At 68.7% G+C, this 15,373-nt stretch carries 16 protein-coding genes; 5 read left to right on the top strand and 11 right to left on the bottom strand.

Annotated features, from left to right (window positions below; genetic code table 11):
- The coding region (locus AB0I41_RS32810; protein ID WP_357114806.1) for a tyrosine-type recombinase/integrase at positions 1-519 on the bottom strand (519 nt) is incomplete at its 3' end.
- Between the two features lie 38 nt (positions 520-557).
- Here AB0I41_RS32810 and AB0I41_RS32805 point away from each other — a divergent pair.
- The 3 genes from AB0I41_RS32805 to AB0I41_RS32795 all read left to right on the top strand — a co-directional run bounded on the left by AB0I41_RS32805 (position 558) and on the right by AB0I41_RS32795 (position 2,504).
- Positions 558-1,472 carry an IS982 family transposase gene (locus tag AB0I41_RS32805; protein ID WP_357114804.1) on the top strand — a complete coding sequence of 305 codons (915 nt, stop codon included), beginning with the start codon at positions 558-560 and terminating at the stop codon, positions 1,470-1,472.
- Between the two features lie 37 nt (positions 1,473-1,509).
- Positions 1,510-1,884, top strand: coding sequence for a hypothetical protein (locus AB0I41_RS32800; protein ID WP_357114802.1), 375 nt, complete (start codon positions 1,510-1,512; stop codon positions 1,882-1,884).
- A gap of 392 nt (positions 1,885-2,276) precedes the next feature.
- Positions 2,277-2,504, top strand: a complete 228-nt coding sequence (locus AB0I41_RS32795) for a hypothetical protein (RefSeq protein ID WP_357114800.1) — start codon at positions 2,277-2,279, stop codon at positions 2,502-2,504.
- An 82-nt stretch (positions 2,505-2,586) separates the two neighbouring features.
- Here the strand turns inward: AB0I41_RS32795 and pcaD are convergent, their stop codons facing one another.
- The 9 genes from pcaD to AB0I41_RS32750 form a co-directional block, all read right to left on the bottom strand.
- A complete protein-coding gene (gene pcaD, locus AB0I41_RS32790) occupies positions 2,587-3,468 on the bottom strand; it encodes a 3-oxoadipate enol-lactonase (protein WP_357114798.1) in 882 nt (293 codons plus the stop codon).
- 2 nt (positions 3,469-3,470) lie between these two features.
- On the bottom strand, positions 3,471-4,649 hold the full coding sequence (locus AB0I41_RS32785; protein WP_357114796.1) for a thiolase family protein: 1,179 nt from the start codon (positions 4,647-4,649) through the stop codon (positions 3,471-3,473).
- A gap of 85 nt (positions 4,650-4,734) precedes the next feature.
- A complete protein-coding gene (locus AB0I41_RS32780; RefSeq protein WP_357114794.1) occupies positions 4,735-5,454 on the bottom strand; it encodes a sulfite exporter TauE/SafE family protein in 720 nt (239 codons plus the stop codon).
- A gap of 6 nt (positions 5,455-5,460) precedes the next feature.
- A complete protein-coding gene (locus AB0I41_RS32775; RefSeq protein ID WP_357114792.1) occupies positions 5,461-6,984 on the bottom strand; it encodes a methylmalonyl-CoA mutase family protein in 1,524 nt (507 codons plus the stop codon).
- Entirely contained in the window at positions 6,984-8,531 is a 1,548-nt protein-coding gene (locus AB0I41_RS32770; protein ID WP_357114790.1) for an AMP-binding protein, read from the bottom strand. The genes AB0I41_RS32775 and AB0I41_RS32770 overlap by 1 nt, the downstream gene beginning before the upstream one ends.
- A gap of 22 nt (positions 8,532-8,553) precedes the next feature.
- Positions 8,554-9,786 carry an FAD-dependent monooxygenase gene (locus tag AB0I41_RS32765; protein ID WP_357114788.1) on the bottom strand — a complete coding sequence of 411 codons (1,233 nt, stop codon included), beginning with the start codon at positions 9,784-9,786 and terminating at the stop codon, positions 8,554-8,556.
- An 83-nt stretch (positions 9,787-9,869) separates the two neighbouring features.
- Positions 9,870-10,634, bottom strand: coding sequence for an ATP-binding cassette domain-containing protein (locus AB0I41_RS32760; protein WP_357114786.1), 765 nt, complete (start codon positions 10,632-10,634; stop codon positions 9,870-9,872).
- Positions 10,631-11,503, bottom strand: coding sequence for an ABC transporter permease subunit (locus tag AB0I41_RS32755; RefSeq protein WP_357114784.1), 873 nt, complete (start codon positions 11,501-11,503; stop codon positions 10,631-10,633). Before AB0I41_RS32755 ends, AB0I41_RS32760 begins: the two co-directional genes overlap by 4 nt.
- Before the next feature lie 47 nt (positions 11,504-11,550).
- The gene (locus AB0I41_RS32750) at positions 11,551-12,531 is read right to left on the bottom strand and encodes an ABC transporter substrate-binding protein (protein ID WP_357114782.1); all 981 of its coding nucleotides are present in this window, start codon (positions 12,529-12,531) and stop codon (positions 11,551-11,553) included.
- On the opposite strand from AB0I41_RS32750, the gene AB0I41_RS32745 reads away from it, so the two are divergent.
- Together AB0I41_RS32745 and AB0I41_RS32740 are read left to right on the top strand one after the other, a co-directional pair.
- Positions 12,530-13,447 carry an IclR family transcriptional regulator C-terminal domain-containing protein gene (locus tag AB0I41_RS32745; RefSeq protein ID WP_357114780.1) on the top strand — a complete coding sequence of 306 codons (918 nt, stop codon included), beginning with the start codon at positions 12,530-12,532 and terminating at the stop codon, positions 13,445-13,447. The two genes, AB0I41_RS32750 and AB0I41_RS32745, sit on opposite strands and share 2 nt — an antisense overlap.
- Positions 13,435-14,475 carry an NAD(P)H-quinone oxidoreductase gene (locus tag AB0I41_RS32740; protein ID WP_357114778.1) on the top strand — a complete coding sequence of 347 codons (1,041 nt, stop codon included), beginning with the start codon at positions 13,435-13,437 and terminating at the stop codon, positions 14,473-14,475. Before AB0I41_RS32745 ends, AB0I41_RS32740 begins: the two co-directional genes overlap by 13 nt.
- A gap of 475 nt (positions 14,476-14,950) precedes the next feature.
- Here AB0I41_RS32740 and AB0I41_RS32735 read toward each other — a convergent pair.
- Positions 14,951-15,373: tyrosine-type recombinase/integrase (locus AB0I41_RS32735; protein ID WP_357114776.1), on the bottom strand; the 423-nt coding region annotated here is incomplete at its 5' end.

Below are 15,373 nucleotides of genomic sequence, written 5' to 3'. Positions count from 1 at the left end.
GGTTTCCCAACGGCGCTGTAGCGCATCGACCAGGTTCGTGATCATAGGTTCGGTGACGTGGCTGTAGATGCCCCTTACGCCAGCGAGGCGGTGTCCGAGGCGGGCTTGGGCGATTTCGGGGATGCCGTCTTCGATGAGCCATGTCTTGTGGGTGTGGCGGAGGTCGTGGAAGTGCATGCCGGGCAGGATCGGCGGGATTCCTTGTTTCGCGTTGCCCGCTACCGCAGGGGTCCAGGCGCGGCGGTTGAAGTTGGAGCGGCGTTGGTGGTAGCCGCGGGCTCCGGGGAAGACGGTGTCGTGGGGGTGTTCGGCGAGGTGGGTGGCGAGGAGGATGGTGACGAAGCGGGGCAGGCGGATGTGACGGACGGAATCGTTGGTCTTGGGTGGGCCGAGGTACAGCTTGCCTTCGACTTCATGCAGGGCGCCGACGTCGGGGTGGACGTAGATGCTAGACGAGTGATAACCGCTGTTACCTGTGTGGATGGGACAGGGATGCGGCGAACGGACGAGGGCCTCCATGATCGACGTTGCTGAGCAACGATGACCATGGAGGCCACGTGCACGTCAAGCTGGAGACCCTCGCGACCGCACTGTACGTGAAGATCGACGACGAGTTGAAGGCTCGCCCGGGTCTGCGTCCCGCTCGCCCGGTGGTCGGCTTTGCTCCGGCGCTGTCGGACGCGGAGCTGATCACCATGGCCGTCATGCAGTCGCTGTTGAACATCCGCTCCGAGCGGCGCTGGGTGCGCTACATGGCGAAGAACCTGCGCGCGTTGTTCCCGGTACAGCTGTCCCAGCCTGGCTACAACAAGCGGCTGCGTGCCGCCCTGCCCCTGATCCAGCACTTCATCCGGGCCCTCGCCTTCGACACCGACTTCTGGTTCGACAACCACTGGATCCTGGACTCCACCCCGGTCGAGTGCGGCCGGTCGAGGCCCACCGTGCAACGCTCGGACGCCGCCGGCTGGGCCGCCTACGGCTACTGCGCGTCACACTCCCGGTTCTTCTGGGGACTGCGCCTGTACCTGATCTGCACTCCGACCGGCCTACCCATCATGTGGGCCCTGGCTGATGCGAAGATCGGTAAACGCGAGGTCGTGGAGTACATGTTCGACCGCGAACCGGCCCTGCTCGCCGACCGACCCGGCCTGCTGCTGATCACCGACAAGGGCTTCGCCGCGAAACGCTTCGAGCAAGACCTGGCCGACCGCGGTGTCGCCCTGCTGCGGCCCAACCGCAAGAACGAGAAGCAACGCCCAGGCCAGGGCCTGTTGAAAGCCGTCCGCCAGTTGATCGAGTCCGTCAACGACACGTTGAAAGGCCAGCTCGACCTCGAACTTCACGGCGGCCGCACCTTCGAAGGCATCGCCACCCGCATCGCGCAACGCCTACTCGCTCTGACCGCCGCGATCTGGCACAACCACAAGACCGGCCAGCCCGTCACCCGCAGCCTGATCGCCTACGACCACTGAACACGCAGCTACCTCCGGTTATCAGTCGTCTAGCGAAGTGCTTATTCTGGTCGGTCCGCAGCAGTCCGCGTTCCGCGAGCGGCTCGCGGTCGAGCCGGGCGTGCGGTACCTGCGCACCGAGCCCGAAAGGCCTACCGATGAACTGGTGGCCGACCTAAGCGGGCTAGACGAAGCCGTCGGGCGAATCTTCCGGGTAGTCGGGGGCTCGGACGGCTGGCGGGCCGTTCGGCGCAAGGCGTCCATCTGGTCGACGGAGGTGGTGCGGGCGGCACCACCGACTCGGGCGCAGCAGATCTTGGTGGTGAACGGACATTGGCTGGTGCAGAGCGGCGCTGCGGACAGGTCCAGCATCTCGTTCTGCGTGGAGGGGCATGTCGGTGAACGGGCCTGGAGTCAAACGGTTAGGTCATGAGTAGGCGTCGATGCAGGAGAGCGGGGTGCAGCTGAACGGCTTCGCCCGGTAGGCGTCGGCGCAGGCGAGGCTGCCTGGGACTCGAAGCAGACCTGGGTTCGGGCGGTGAGTATGACGATCGGCATCGTCGCCCAGGGCCCCGGCAAAGTCGTCAGGTGAAGCCGAGTAGGACCAGTGGGCGGGTGCTGGTCGCGGTGTAGGAGCGGTAGCCGGCTACCACTGCACACACCGCGGCGAGCTCGGGGATCCGGCAGATCAGCCAGCGCGGCGGGCAGCCCGGCAGCGGTTTCGGGCACGGTGACCGCCGGTGCGCATAACAAGGACGAGATCAGCGATGATGGCAGGGCGGGCATGACTCACTTCGGACAGATCAACAAGGCGTAGGAACCTCGGTGATCATCTGGACCAGTCATGCCCGCCCCTGCTACCACCAGCGGGGGCGCGTCTACACCAACCACATCAAGCCGGGCAGCCTCGCGACTTTGCCGAGGCACTGCCTGTTCGCGGCGTACCATGCGCTCGCCGACGTGCTCGACGGCCTTGGCCGTACCGAAGAAGCAGCCGATCTGCGCCGCCGGCAGCTCGGCGAGGCTACCGGCGGCTGGCCAGGAATAGGCTGATGTGGAGTGGTTCCACCATAAATGTCATGACGGTGTAGGCGCCAGTGTCACGCAGCCAATCGCACGTGGGACGGGCCTCCGGTCACTTCTCCTCCCCGAGCAGGTGCTCGAGTAGGAGGCGGGTGATGGTCTCTGGCTGCTCGACGTTGGCGAGGTGCGCGGCCGGCGACAGCAGCTCGAGACGTGCGTCCCTGATGCCCTCGACGATCGCCTGGCCGTGCTCGGGTGGAGTGGACGGATCCTCGTGGCCCGCGATGACGAGCGTTTTGGCGTGGACACAAGGCAAGACGTCGGTCAGGTCCATGTCGCGGATGGCGCTGCAGCAGGAGGCGTAGCCTTCCGCCGGCGTAGCTGCCACCATCGCTCGCATGTCCCTGACGGCCTCGGGGTGCGCCTGTATCCAGCCGGGTGTGAACCATCTCGTCACGACACCATCGGCCACCGCTGCGGTTCCCTCTCGGCGAAGCAGGTCCGCCCGTTCGTCCCAGAACTGCGGTGGTCCGAGGCGGGCGGACGTGCAGCATAGGACGAGCCGGCGGACCCGTTCGGGAGCGTGGGCCGCGAGCCACATGCCGGTCATGCCGCCCAGGGAAAGCCCGCAGAAGTGAGCCGCCGGTACTTCCAGCCGGTCCAGCAACCGCAGTACGTCGGCGCCCAATTCGGCCAGCTCGTAAGGTCCGGGCGGTACGGGTGACGCGCCGTGGCCGCGGTGGTCGTAGCGCACCACGCGGAACCGGTCGCGGAGTGCTGCGGCCTGCGGCTCCCACATTGCGTGGGTGCTGCCGAGGCTTGGGGACAGAACGAGAACGGGGGCGTCTTCGGGGCCTTCCACAACGGCGTGGACATCGACGGCCCTGCGGCCAGCGACGTGGTGCGTGGGGTACGACAAGTGCTGCAAGCCTTCCTCCTGTTCGTGGTCACGCGGCAACGGCGCTGCTCGGTTCGCGTTCACAGGTGTACTCATCCTCACGCCTCGAGTACGACGGCGAGCCCTTGGCCGGCACCGATGCAGAGTGCGGCGAGGCCCCAGCCACCGCCGCGCCGGCGAAGCTCGTGGGCGAGGCTACCGAGAATGCGGGCGCCTGAGGCGCCAAGTGGATGACCGATGGCGATCGCGCCGCCGTTGGGATTGACGATCTCGGGATCGAGCTCCTTCCATTCGGCGAGGCAGGCCAGGGCCTGCGCGGCGAACGCCTCGTTGAGCTCGACTACGGATAGGTCGTCCCAGCCGATACCGGCGCGATCCAACGCGGTCCGTGCAGCCTGCACGGGTCCGATGCCGAACAGGTGGGGGTCGACGCCGGTGGCTGCCCGGCCGGCGATACGGGCCAGCGGCTCGCAGCCGATGCCGCGTGCGCCGGCCTCGTCGCCCAGCAGCAGGCCCGCCGCTCCGTCATTGAGAGGCGAGGAGTTGCCCGCGGTTACCGTGCCGTCCGTACGGAAGACCGATTTGAGGTCGGCCAGGGCCTCCGTTGTGGCATCCCAGCGGATGCACTCGTCGCTGGTCAACCCGGTTCCGTCTATGGGCACGACCTCGCCGTCGTAGACGCCGTTCTTCCATGCCGCCGCGGCGCGCGTGTGGCTGCGTAACGCGAAGGCGTCCTGGGCCTCCCGCGAGATGCCGTAGATGTCGGCCGTCAATTCCGCGCCCTCGCCGAGGGCGATCGTCCACTCCTGCGGCATGCGCGGGTTGACCATGCGCCAGCCGAGGGTCGTCGAGTGCAGCGTTTCGTGCCCCCTCGGAAAGGCCCGGGAGGGTTTGGGCAGTACCCACGGCGCGCGGCTCATGGACTCGACTCCCCCGGCCAGCGCGAGCGAGGCGTCACCGGTCTCGATCGTGCGTGTGCCCTGAACCACGGCCTCCAAGCCGGATCCGCACAGCCGGTTGACCGTCACGCCCGGCACCGACGTGGGTAGTCCGGCGAGCAGAACCGCCATCCGGGCGACATTGCGGTTGTCCTCACCGGCTCCGTTGGCGTTTCCGAAGACAACCTCGTCGATCATGGCCGGGTCGAGGGCCGGGGACCGGTCTACCAGCGCTCGTACGACATGGGCGGAGAGGTCGTCGGGGCGCACGTCTGCTAGCGCGCCGCCGTAGCGGCCGACGGGCGTACGTGCGGCGTCGAGGACGAAGACTTCAGCCACTTGAGGCCCTTTCCGTTCAGTGCGTCCGGGACCGCCTTGTGGCGTACCGTCGCGTCTTGTCGTAGGTGGCGGATCTCGGGGTCTTCTATATCGCGGCCCTGGCAAGCAGGGCTGTGGCGGCGCAGGCGGCGACGACGAGCACGGCAGGCCGGATGCGTCCCGCGTCGAGGTGCCGGCGCAGCGGGGCCGCCAGTGCGAATCCGATCGCGACGAAGGGGAGCATGACCAGGCCGCCAATGACCGAGCGTCGTTCGAGATGGCCGGCCAGTTGCAGCATGCCAAGCGAGCCGACCGCGCCGACGACGAAGAACGCCCCGAGGGTGGCGCGCAGTCGAGCGGCCCCCGCACGCTGGTAGATGAGCGCCATGGGCGGCCCTCCGATGGCGGCTGTGGTGCCGGTGACTGCTGCGACGCCGCCCGCGACGGACAGGGTCAGACGCGTCCGGGGCACGTCCACGGGTAGCAGGCTGATGCCTACGGCCACCAGTACCGTCATGGCGACCACGGCCTCCATGCCGCGTCCGGGGAACGCGGCGACCAGCCAGACGCCGCAGATCGTGCCGGGGATGCGGCCGAGCAGCGCCCAGCCGAGGCCGCGAAAGTCGATGTGCTTCCACTCGGAGGCCAGTGTCAACAGCGGCAATAGGCCGTTGATCACGAGTAGCGACGCGGGCATCAGCGACGGGTCGGCGACGGTGATGACCGGTGCCGCGACGACACCGAGGCCGAAGCCCACGCAGCTCTGGACGAGGGCGCCGACGCATGCGGCGATCCCGACGACGAGGAGGAGCTGGCAGCTGAACATCGGTGGTCAGAAGGATGTGCTCGACATCCACGGCCCGTGGACCTCACGGAGCCGGTCGACGATCTCCCCCACCGTCGCATACGCACGGACCGCGTCGATGCACGCCGGCATGATGTTCTCGCCGGCCTTGGCCGCGGCGGTGAGGTCCTCGAGCGCCGCGGCGACGGCCGCGCCGTCGCGGCGGTCCCGCAACGCGGCGAGCGACCGCGCCTGACCCTCCTCAAGCGCGGGGTCGACCTTGAAGACCTCGAGCGGCTCGGTGTGCGCCGGATAGCGGTTGACGCCCACAATGACCCGCTCGCCGCTTTCGACCTCGCGGGCGTGGGCGTAGGCCGCGTCGGAGAGTTCCCGGGCGAACCAGCCCGACTCGATGCACGCCAGCGCGCCACCGCGCCGCTCGATACGGTCCAGCTCGTCGAAAATGCGTTTCTCCAGGTCGTCGGTGAGCGACTCGACGGCAAAGGAGCCCGCCAGCGGGTCGAGGGTGTCCACGACGCCGCTCTCGGACGCCACCACCTGCTGGGTACGCAGGGCCAGCGTCGCGGCGGCCTCGGTCGGGACCCCGAGCGCCTCGTCGTAGGCGGACACGTGCAGGGTCTGCACCCCGGCCAGCGCAGCGGCGAGGGTCTCGACCGTCGTACGTGCCACGTTGTTCAGCGGCTGCTGCGCGGTGAGCGTCGAGCCGGCCGTGAACGCGAAGATGCGCAGCTGCTGCGAGCGGGGGTCCCTGGCGCCGTAGGTGTCGCGCATGAGCCGGGCCCAGACCCGGCGCGCCGCGCGGAGCTTCGCAACCTCGGGCAGGAAGTCCATCGTGACGGCGAGGAACGTGAAGAGCGTCGGGGCCACCTCGTCGACCGACACCCCGCGCCGGACCGCCTCGTCGAGGTAGGCGCGGGCGTTGGCGAACGTGAACGCGATCTCCTGGACGGCGTCGGCGCCGGATTCCCGGATATGGTAGCCGGACATGGCCAGCGGCACCCAGCGCGGGACCTTGCGGGCGACGTACTCGATGGTGTCCACGGCCAGGCGCAGCGACGGTTCGGGCGGGAAGATCTGGGTCCCGCGGGCGATGAACTCCTTGAGCACGTCGTTCTGGATGAACATGCCGAACTCGCCCGGGTCTACCCCGCGCTGCTCGGCCAGCGCGATGAACATCGCCGCCCACACGTAGCCCACCGAGTTGGCGGTCGTGCGTACCTGGGATATGGACTCGAGCCGGATGCCGTCCATAAGGGTCTCGATGTCGGCGAGCGAGTCGATGGCGACGCCGACCCGGCCGACCTCCCCGAGCGCCCGGGGGTCGTCGGAGTCCAGACCCATCTGGGTCGGCAGGTCCAACGCCACGGAGAACCCGGTCACTCCGGCGTCCAGCAGCGTCTTGAACCGGCGGTTGGAGTCGGCCGCGGTGCCGAAGCCCGCGTACTGGCCCATGATCCAGGGCTTGGGTTCGGGCGAGACACCACGTGTGTACGGGTACTCGCCGGGTCGCTCGGCCCCGACCGGTGCGTAGTCCGCCTGCAGCCGACGCATCAGCGCCCCGCCGTCTCGGCAGCGATCCGCTCGCGGAGTACCTTCTTGGCGATCTTCCCGGTGGAGCTGAGCGGGAACCCGTCCATCCGGCGCACCTCCTTGGGTTTCTTGTAGGAGGACAGCCGGCGGCGGCAGTGCTCGAGCACCTGTTCATCGGTGACGGTGGCGGCGCTGTGCACCGTGTAGAGCGCGGTCACTCGCTGGCCCCAGTCCGGGTCGTCGACGCCGAGCACCGCGACCTCGGCGACGCCCGGCACCTCGGCGATGACGTCCTCCACCTCGCGGGGGTAGATGTTGTAACCGCCAGAAATGATCATGTCGCCCTTGCGGTCGACGAGGTAGAGCCGACCGGCCGGGTCCAGCCGGCCCAGATCGCCGGTGTGCAGCCAGCCGTCGCGGACGGCCTTGGACAGGTCGTCGCGGCCCTCGGCGTTCCAGTAGCCGCGCATCACGTGGTCGCCCCGGGTGATGACCTCGCCGACCTCGCCAGCGGGCAGCCGCCGACTATTGGCATCCACGATGGACAGCTCCACGCCCAGCGCGGGCCGGCCGGCCGAGGTGAGCAGTTGCGGGTCGTCGGCGAGGCCCCGCGCGTGGTCGGCCGCGTCGAGGACCGTGACCGGGGGGATCGCCTCGACCAGGCCGTAGTACTGCACGAGGTGTGGGGTGATGCGCTCGTGCGCCTGGCGCATCTGCTCCGGCGGCATCGGGGCGCCGGCGTAGCCGAGCATCTTCAGCCCCGCCAGCCGCTGGCGGTCGATGTCGGGGCGGGCGAGCAGCCGGGCGACCATCGTCGGGACCAGTGCGGTGTGCGTGGCGCCCCTGCGCTCCACCGCCTCGACGAACGCGTCCGGGTCCCAGGACGGCATGACCAGCTGGGTCGCGCCGGCCACCAGGAACGGCAGGACGAACAGTCCGCTGGTGTGGGTGATTGGCCCGGCGTGGACATAGACGTCGTCGGGGCCGGGGCGTCCGCCGAGCACGTCGTAGCTCATGTTCACCAGGCTGGCGAACCAGTTGCGATGGGTACGCAGAGCGCCCTTCGGGTGGCCGGTGGTGCCGCTCGAATAGTGCAGCCCGCACAGCGCGTCGACGTCGAGCGGCGCCGGCGCGGCGCTGCTGGCGTCCGTTAGCAGCCGTTCGTACGGCGTACCGGGGCCGTCGCCGACGACGACGAGTCGGCCGGTGAAGCCCGAGCACAGCGACTCCGCCTGCTCGGCGAAGCGGGCGTCGTAGATCAGCGCCGTCGCCCCGCAATCGTCGGCGATCCGCGCCCAGTCTTCGGGGTGCAGCCGGTAGTTGAGTGCGACGCGTACCAGGCCGGCGCTGCGGATGGCCAGGTCGGTCTCGACGTAGCTGTTCTGGTTGGACTGCAGGTCGAGCACCCGGTCGCCCGGCCGCAGCCCCATGGCGCGCAGCCCGTTGGCCAGCCGGGTGACCCGGTCGCCGAGCTCGGCGAAGGTCACGCTGCCCGCGGGTCCGTCCACCGCCACCCGGGCGCGGTACCGCTGGGCGGCCCGGGCCACGAGCTGGCCGATGTCCCTCATGGTGTTGTCTTCCTCTCCCGGTTCAGACGAGGGTCGGCGCCTCGGCCGCCGCCGTCCGGTCGAGCGGGGCGTCAGCTGCCGAGACCACGTCGTAGCCCCACAGCCAGCCGCGCAGCCACAGCCCGTACGGGTCGGTCTTGGCGCGCTCGCGCATCTGCTCGTTGCGCCTGGCGATGGCGGCGGGGTCGCTGAGGTGGTACGTGGTCGCCATCTCCCGCGAGACCCGGGCGACCTCTGCTACCCGGCCCCACCGGCGCTGCTGGAACTCGCGCAGGGACTCGGCGACGGTGTCGACCGAGCCGCGGGCGAGACACCGCGACAGCACGTACGCGTCCTCGAGCGCCTGGGTGGCGCCGTTGGCCAGGAACGGCCAGATCGGGTGCGCCGCGTCGCCCAGCAGCCCGATCCGCCCCACCGTCCACTGCTCGAGCAGCGGCCGGGTGAAGATGCCGGTGATGAAGGGGGTGTCGATGGCGTTGACGATGGTGGCCAGCGGCTCGATCGCGCCGGCGTACGAGCGCCGCAGGTCCTCGATGTCGCCGCGGGACTCCCACGCCTCGGACCGGACCTCGCCGGAGGGCACGGTACCGACGAAGTTCATGTGGGTGCCGCCGTTGACCCAGAAGACGACGCCGCTGCGGTCGGGCCCCCACCACGCCGTGCAGCTCGGCGGAACGTCCACGCCCTCAAGGCGCTCCCGCGGGATGAGCGCCCGCCAGCACACGTAACCGGACGCGTCCGGCTGCCCGGCGTCGAACAGCTCGGCCCGCAGGGTCGATCGGATGCCGTCGGCCCCGATGACGACGTCCGCCTCGACGACGTCACCCGCCGCAGTGGTGAGCCGCACGACGCGGTCGTCCTGCTCCACCCCCGTAACGGCGGTGCCCAGCCGCAGCCGGGTCCGCGAGACGGCCCTGTGCAGGATGTCGAGGAGGTGGTGGCGGTGGATGTGGAAGAACGGCGCGCCGTAGGTCTTCTCACCCCACTCGCCGGCGCGCGTCTCCAGGATCAGCTCGCCGTCCTCGATGTCGTAGTAGTAGTTGCCCCGGCTGACGACGCCCCGCGCCCGCAGCTCGTCCTCCAAGCCGAGGTGCCGCAGCAGGCGGGCGCCGTTGTTGGAGACCTGGATGCCGGCGCCGATCTCCTTGAACTCGGGCGCCTGCTCCAGCAGGACGATGTCGTCGAAGCCCTGCCGCTCCAGGCACACGGCGGTGGCCAGGCCCCCGATTCCGCCGCCTACGATCGCAATCCGCATCTTGTAAGCCCTCTCGCTCGCACCCAGTGCCCTCGGCTGTGGGTTGTCCGCCTCGCCTTTGTCGGTCACGTGCCGGTCTCGGCTCAGCCCGACGGGACGGGCGTCTCCTCGGCCAGCCGGGCCCGGATCTCGGTGCTGACCGCCTCCAGCTCCGCCTGGCCGGCCGCGCGTACCGGCGCCGCGTCGTACTCGCACAGCACCCGGGCCGGCCGGCCGAGCACGATGACCCGGTTGGCCACGGCGAACGCCTCTTCGATGCTGTGCGTGACGATGACCGCCGAGGTTCCCGTCGACTCGCACAGCTCGACGAAATCGGCCCGCAGGCTGCGGGCCGTGACCTCGTCGAGCGCCGAGAAGCTCTCGTCGAGGAAGATCAGCTCCGGCTTCACGGCGAACGCGCGCGCCAGCGACACCCGCTGGCGCATCCCGCCGCTCAACTGGCTCGGGTACTTGTGCAGGGCGTCCTGCAGATGCACCCGGCCGAGCCACTCCTCGGCAATCCGCCTGCGTTCGGCCTTCGGCCGGCGCAGGATCTCCAGGCCGACGGCCACGTTGCCGAGCGCGGTCCGCCACGGCAGCAGCCGCGGTGTCTGGAAGGCCATGGCAACCCGGCCCTGGAGCTGGGCGTGCTGCGCGTACGGGTCCAGCCCGAGGATGCGCACGCTGCCCGAGGTCGGCCGCATCGAACCGACCAGCAGCGACAGGATCGTCGACTTGCCCGCGCCGGTCCGTCCCATCAGCGCGACCCGCTCGCCAGGCCGCAGTCGCAGGCTGAACCGGTCGACCGCGCACACCGAGTCGAAGCTCACCGAAGCGTGGTCGATGTTGACCAACGTTTCCTCAGTCATCGGACAACCGCCTCCCTGCGCCACTTGAGCAGATACCGTTCGGCCAGATCGACGACCGCCGTGAGGAGGAAGTTGAATACGACCAACACCACGGTCCAGGCGAAGATCAGGTCGATCCGGAAGTTTGCCTGTGCGAGTCCCATCGAGTACCCGACGCCGGCTGTCGCGCCGATCAGCTCGGCGAACACCAGGATCCGCAGGCAGAACGCGCCGGCGCTGCGGAGGGTCATCAGCATGTAGGTCAGCGACTGCGGAACGAACAGCACCCGCAGGATCTGCAGGCGGGACGGCCGGAACTGGCCGATACCCTCCATCAGCTCGTGGTCGATGTTACGGATGCCCTCGAAGACGGCGACCACGAAGAACGGGACGCCGATGACGAAGACGATGAAGAAGATCCGCGCCTCGACGCTGTGCAGCCAGATAACCGAGACCAGGATCCACGACAGTGCCGGGACAGCCTGCATGATGCCGAACACCGGTCGCAGCAGTTCGCCTACGGTGTTGCGGAACGCGCCCATCAGCAGGCCGATGGCCCAGCCGGCGACCATCGCGCCGAGCAGGGCGCCGGTGAACCGCAGGACGGTGGCGGTGATGTCGCCGCGCTCGTCGCGCAGGATCTCCATCAGCGCCTGCCCGATCGCCGGGAGGTCCGGGAAGACGTACTCGGGCATGAACAGGCTGGCTATCTGGATCCCGGCGAGCACGACCAGCAGCACGAGCGCGGTCCACAGCTGGGATCGCCGGGAGGACAGGCGCCGCCGCCAGCCGCCGGTCGCGGCGGCTGGGGGCATTGCCGGCTCAGGGATCGCGGCGCTGTGGTCGTGGTCTAGTGGGGTCGGACGGGTGGTGACTCCGGTGTCGGGCAAGGTCTGCCCCTCTCACTGGCTGGCTGCTGGAGTGGTGGTCGGGAACGTCAGTTCGACACGCCGTAGAAGCGTGCCGGCGGTTCCTTCTCATCGGTTCCGGTCCGGTGGATCAGCGCGAGCTGCTCCTTGAGCTGCGTGACGATCTCGCCTTCGACCGGCTTGATTACGAAGGCGTGCACCGACTGCTGCATCACGTTGGCCGCCGTGCCCGGCTTGAACCCCTGCTTGGCGGCGTACTTGTCGGCCTCGTCCGGGTGCTCGTTCAGCCACTGGGCCGCCTCCTGCAGCCGCGTGACGGCGCGCTGCTCGGCATCCTTGCTGACGCTGTCGCGGACCGCGAGGACGAGCTGCCAGCCGGTGCCGAAGGTCTCACCGGGCTTGGCGCCGGACGAGCTAAATGCCACCTTCATCCCGGGGTTGGCCCGCACGGCCGACGTGACGGCCGGCTCCCAGCCGACAGCGAAGTCCGCAGTGCCGGCGGCCACCTGGGTCACGCCGCTCTCGGCGTTGGGCACGTTGACGAGTTCGAAGTCCTTGCCCTCCTTGACCCCGAACTTGTCGGCGAGCAGGGCCTTGGTGATGCGCCACCCACCGCTGGTCGTGATGGCGGCGATGCGCTTGCCCTTGATGTCCGCGGCCGACGTGATCTCCGACTTGCCGACCAGGGCGGTGGAGTTCGGCGAGACCGTCGCGGCGATGTGGATCGGCGCACCCTTCGCGGCCTGGCTGGCAAACACATCCGGGCCACCGATGGTCATGTCGGCCTTGCCCGAAAGCACGTCGGTGTACAGCTGCTGGAGGTCGGAGTAGTTGATGACCTTCAACTGCTTGTCGCCAGCGGCCGTCTCGGCGACGCGGTCGGTCAGGACGACGCTGAAGCCGCGCGTCCACGAGCCGATCACGTATTGCTTGTCGCCCTGGTCATCACCGCCCGAGGCCGACCCGCATCCGCTCATCGCGAGCGCAAGCCCGGCGACGAGCAGCGCACAGGCATGTCTTGTTGTCCATCGACTCCGGCCACGCCGCATGGTCTGCCTCCCGCAAGGTTCCACAATGTGGAGGTTGCTTCTACAAGGTGGAGCCACTGTAAGATGCACCACACCGGCAGTCAATAGAGGTCCGGTCACGGAGCCACGTGGGGGTACAGGGGTGAACGCCGAGGGCGCACGTCCAGGGGCACAGGCCGTCTACCGGGCGCTTGCCGTACTGGACGCATTCAGCTCGTCACGACCCGCAATGACGATTGCGGAGATCGCGGAAGCGACCTCACTGACCGTGCCGACCGCGCACAGGATCGCTCTCGCATTGGCCGACCAGGGGTTCCTCACTCGCGACGAGGTCTCCCGCCGGTTCAGCGTCGGCCCTGCGGTATTGCGGCTGGCGCAACTGACCGACATCGGCCACTCGGCGTTCGCTCATGTCGGCCCGCTTCTCGAGACCCTGAGGACGGAAACCGAGGAGACCGTGGGCCTACACGTACGGGTAGGGAGCCGGCGCGTCTGCGTCCGGGAACTCGAGAGCCCGCACCGTGTCCGGGTGGTATCAGGAATTGGGCACACCTATCCGCTGACAGCGGCGGCGGCGAGCAAGGCGATCCTCGCCTGGCTGCGACCCGACCAGATCGGATCAGTGCTCGGTGAGGCTCCGCCCGGGCTCGATCAGGCGAGGCTCCGCGCCGACCTCCGGCAGGCACGCCACGACGGATACGCGATCAGTTTCGGCGAAACCATTCCCGGCGCACATGCCGTCGCCGCACCCGTTCTCGACTCGTCCGGCGAGGCGACCGCCAGCGTCAACGTCACCGGGCCAGCCCACCGGCTGCCGGAGAGCCGACTGCGAGAGATCGGTGGGGAGCTGTCGCAGAAGCTGCACCTCATCCACCAGTCGCGCCACGTCCCCCCACAGATGAACAACCTGGAGGACTTCGCACCATGCACGCGATAACAGTCACCAGCGATGGTGCCCTCGAATGGGCAGAGGTTGACACGCCCAAGCCCGGGACGAACGATGTCCTCATCCGCGTCGCGGCCTCCGCGCTGAACAGGGCGGACGTCCTGCAACGCAGGGGTCTGTATCCCCCGCCCGCCGGCGCATCGCCGGTTCTCGGCCTCGAGTGCGCGGGCGAGATCGTAGAGGTCGGCGAATCGGTCTCGGCACATCGAATCGGCGAACAGGTGTGCGCCCTGCTCGACGGTGGCGGGTACGCCGAGTACGTGTCTGTGGACGAGACGCTGACTCTTCCGGTGCCGGAGGGCATGTCTGTAGCGGTCGCCGCCGCACTGCCAGAGGTCGCGGCCACGGTCTGGTCCAACCTGGTGATGGTCGGCCAAGCCCAGCCGGGCACCACCGTCCTCGTACACGGCGGCGCGAGCGGCATCGGGACTACCGCCATTCAGGCGGCTGCCGCACTCGGGTGTCGCGTCTTCGCCACCGCCGGGACTGAGGCCAAGATGAAGGCCTGTATCGAACTGGGCGCCGAGGATGCCTGGGACTACCGACAGGAAGATCTGCCCTCCCTGGTCCTCCAGTCGACCGGAGGTCGAGGAGTGAATCTCGTCCTCGACAACGTAGGCCCGAACAACCTGGACCGGAACATCGGCCTTCTCGCCCGGGAAGGGCGGATCGTCATCATCGGATCCCAGGGTGGCAGGCAGGGCAGCTTCAACGTCGGGCCGTTCATGGCCAAGCAGGCAACCGTCCATGCCACGTCCCTGCGCCAGCGCGGACGAGCAGAGAAGGGCGAGATAGTACGGGCCACACAAGAAACCTTCTGGCCATTGATCGAATCCGGGCAACTCCTGCCCGTCGTCGATTCACAGTTCCCCATGTCAGACGCTCTCCCAGCGCACAAACATCTGGAAAGCGGAGTGCACATCGGGAAGGTCCTGTTGACGCAAAGGCCGAACAGGGGAGCCGACGGCCTCGACGGCTCTCACCCACTCTCGCCGGCACGACACACCGCAATCGGATGAGCTAGCGACCGTTAGATCGGACGTCATGGATCTCGGTCAGGCTGCCTTGCAGCCCCAAAAAATGCATCAACCCAGCTGACCGCCAGCATCGGCGATCATTCACTCCTGGATACGCCCACGCTCGCGCGCCTTGGGTCAACACGATCCGGTGGCCGTCCGGGTCATCACAGATCAACTCGTTGACCTTTCACAGCGCGGCCGTCCCGCTCACCGTTCCTGCGCGGCTGCTCTCACCCGAATGGCGATCGGGACAAGGCCGTCCTCGTGCGCTGCTGTCAACCACAGCGCCAGTGCGGCACCCGCCCGGGCGGCGTCCGGGGCTGGTTACCACCAGGATGTTCGATCCCAGCTGGCCTGCGAATGCTCCACACGAAAGAACCCAAGGCATGCAGCTGGTCTTGCCCCTGCAGCGGCGGCGACCGTCCAAGTGGCTGGGTGTAGACGCGACAACAGCAACAACGCGGCGACCGCTCGCTCAGGCGATACGGCCCCGCTTGTTCTTGATCATGTCGGCGACGGCGGTAGCCGCTTCGTGGTGCAGCCGCTTGACCACGCTTTGGTAGGTGTCGCGGGTGAGGGTGGTGGTGGAGTGGCCGAGTTGGTCGGAGACGACTTTGATGTCGACGCCGGCGTCGAGGGCGAGAGTGGCAGCGCCGTGGCGAAGGTCATGCAGGCGGATGGGTGGCAGGCCGGCCCGTTTGACAAGCCGGCGGAAGCGTTGGGTGACCGCACTGGGGTGCCACGGCCTGCCGTCGGGGCGGACGAAGAACAGCCCGGTGTCTGGCCATTCTCTCCCAGCGGCAAGGCGCCAGGCGTTACGGCGGGCCTTGTAGGTGGTGAGGACGGCGACGGTGTCGGGGTCGAGGATGACGTCGCGGTTGCCGGCGTCGCTCTTCGG

This window comes from Micromonospora sp. NPDC050200 (assembly GCF_040656135.1).
Classification (GTDB): Bacteria; Actinomycetota; Actinomycetes; order Mycobacteriales; family Micromonosporaceae; genus Micromonospora.
The sequence above is the reverse complement of the archived record's forward strand: the minus strand, read 5'-3'. Positions and strand labels throughout refer to the sequence as shown.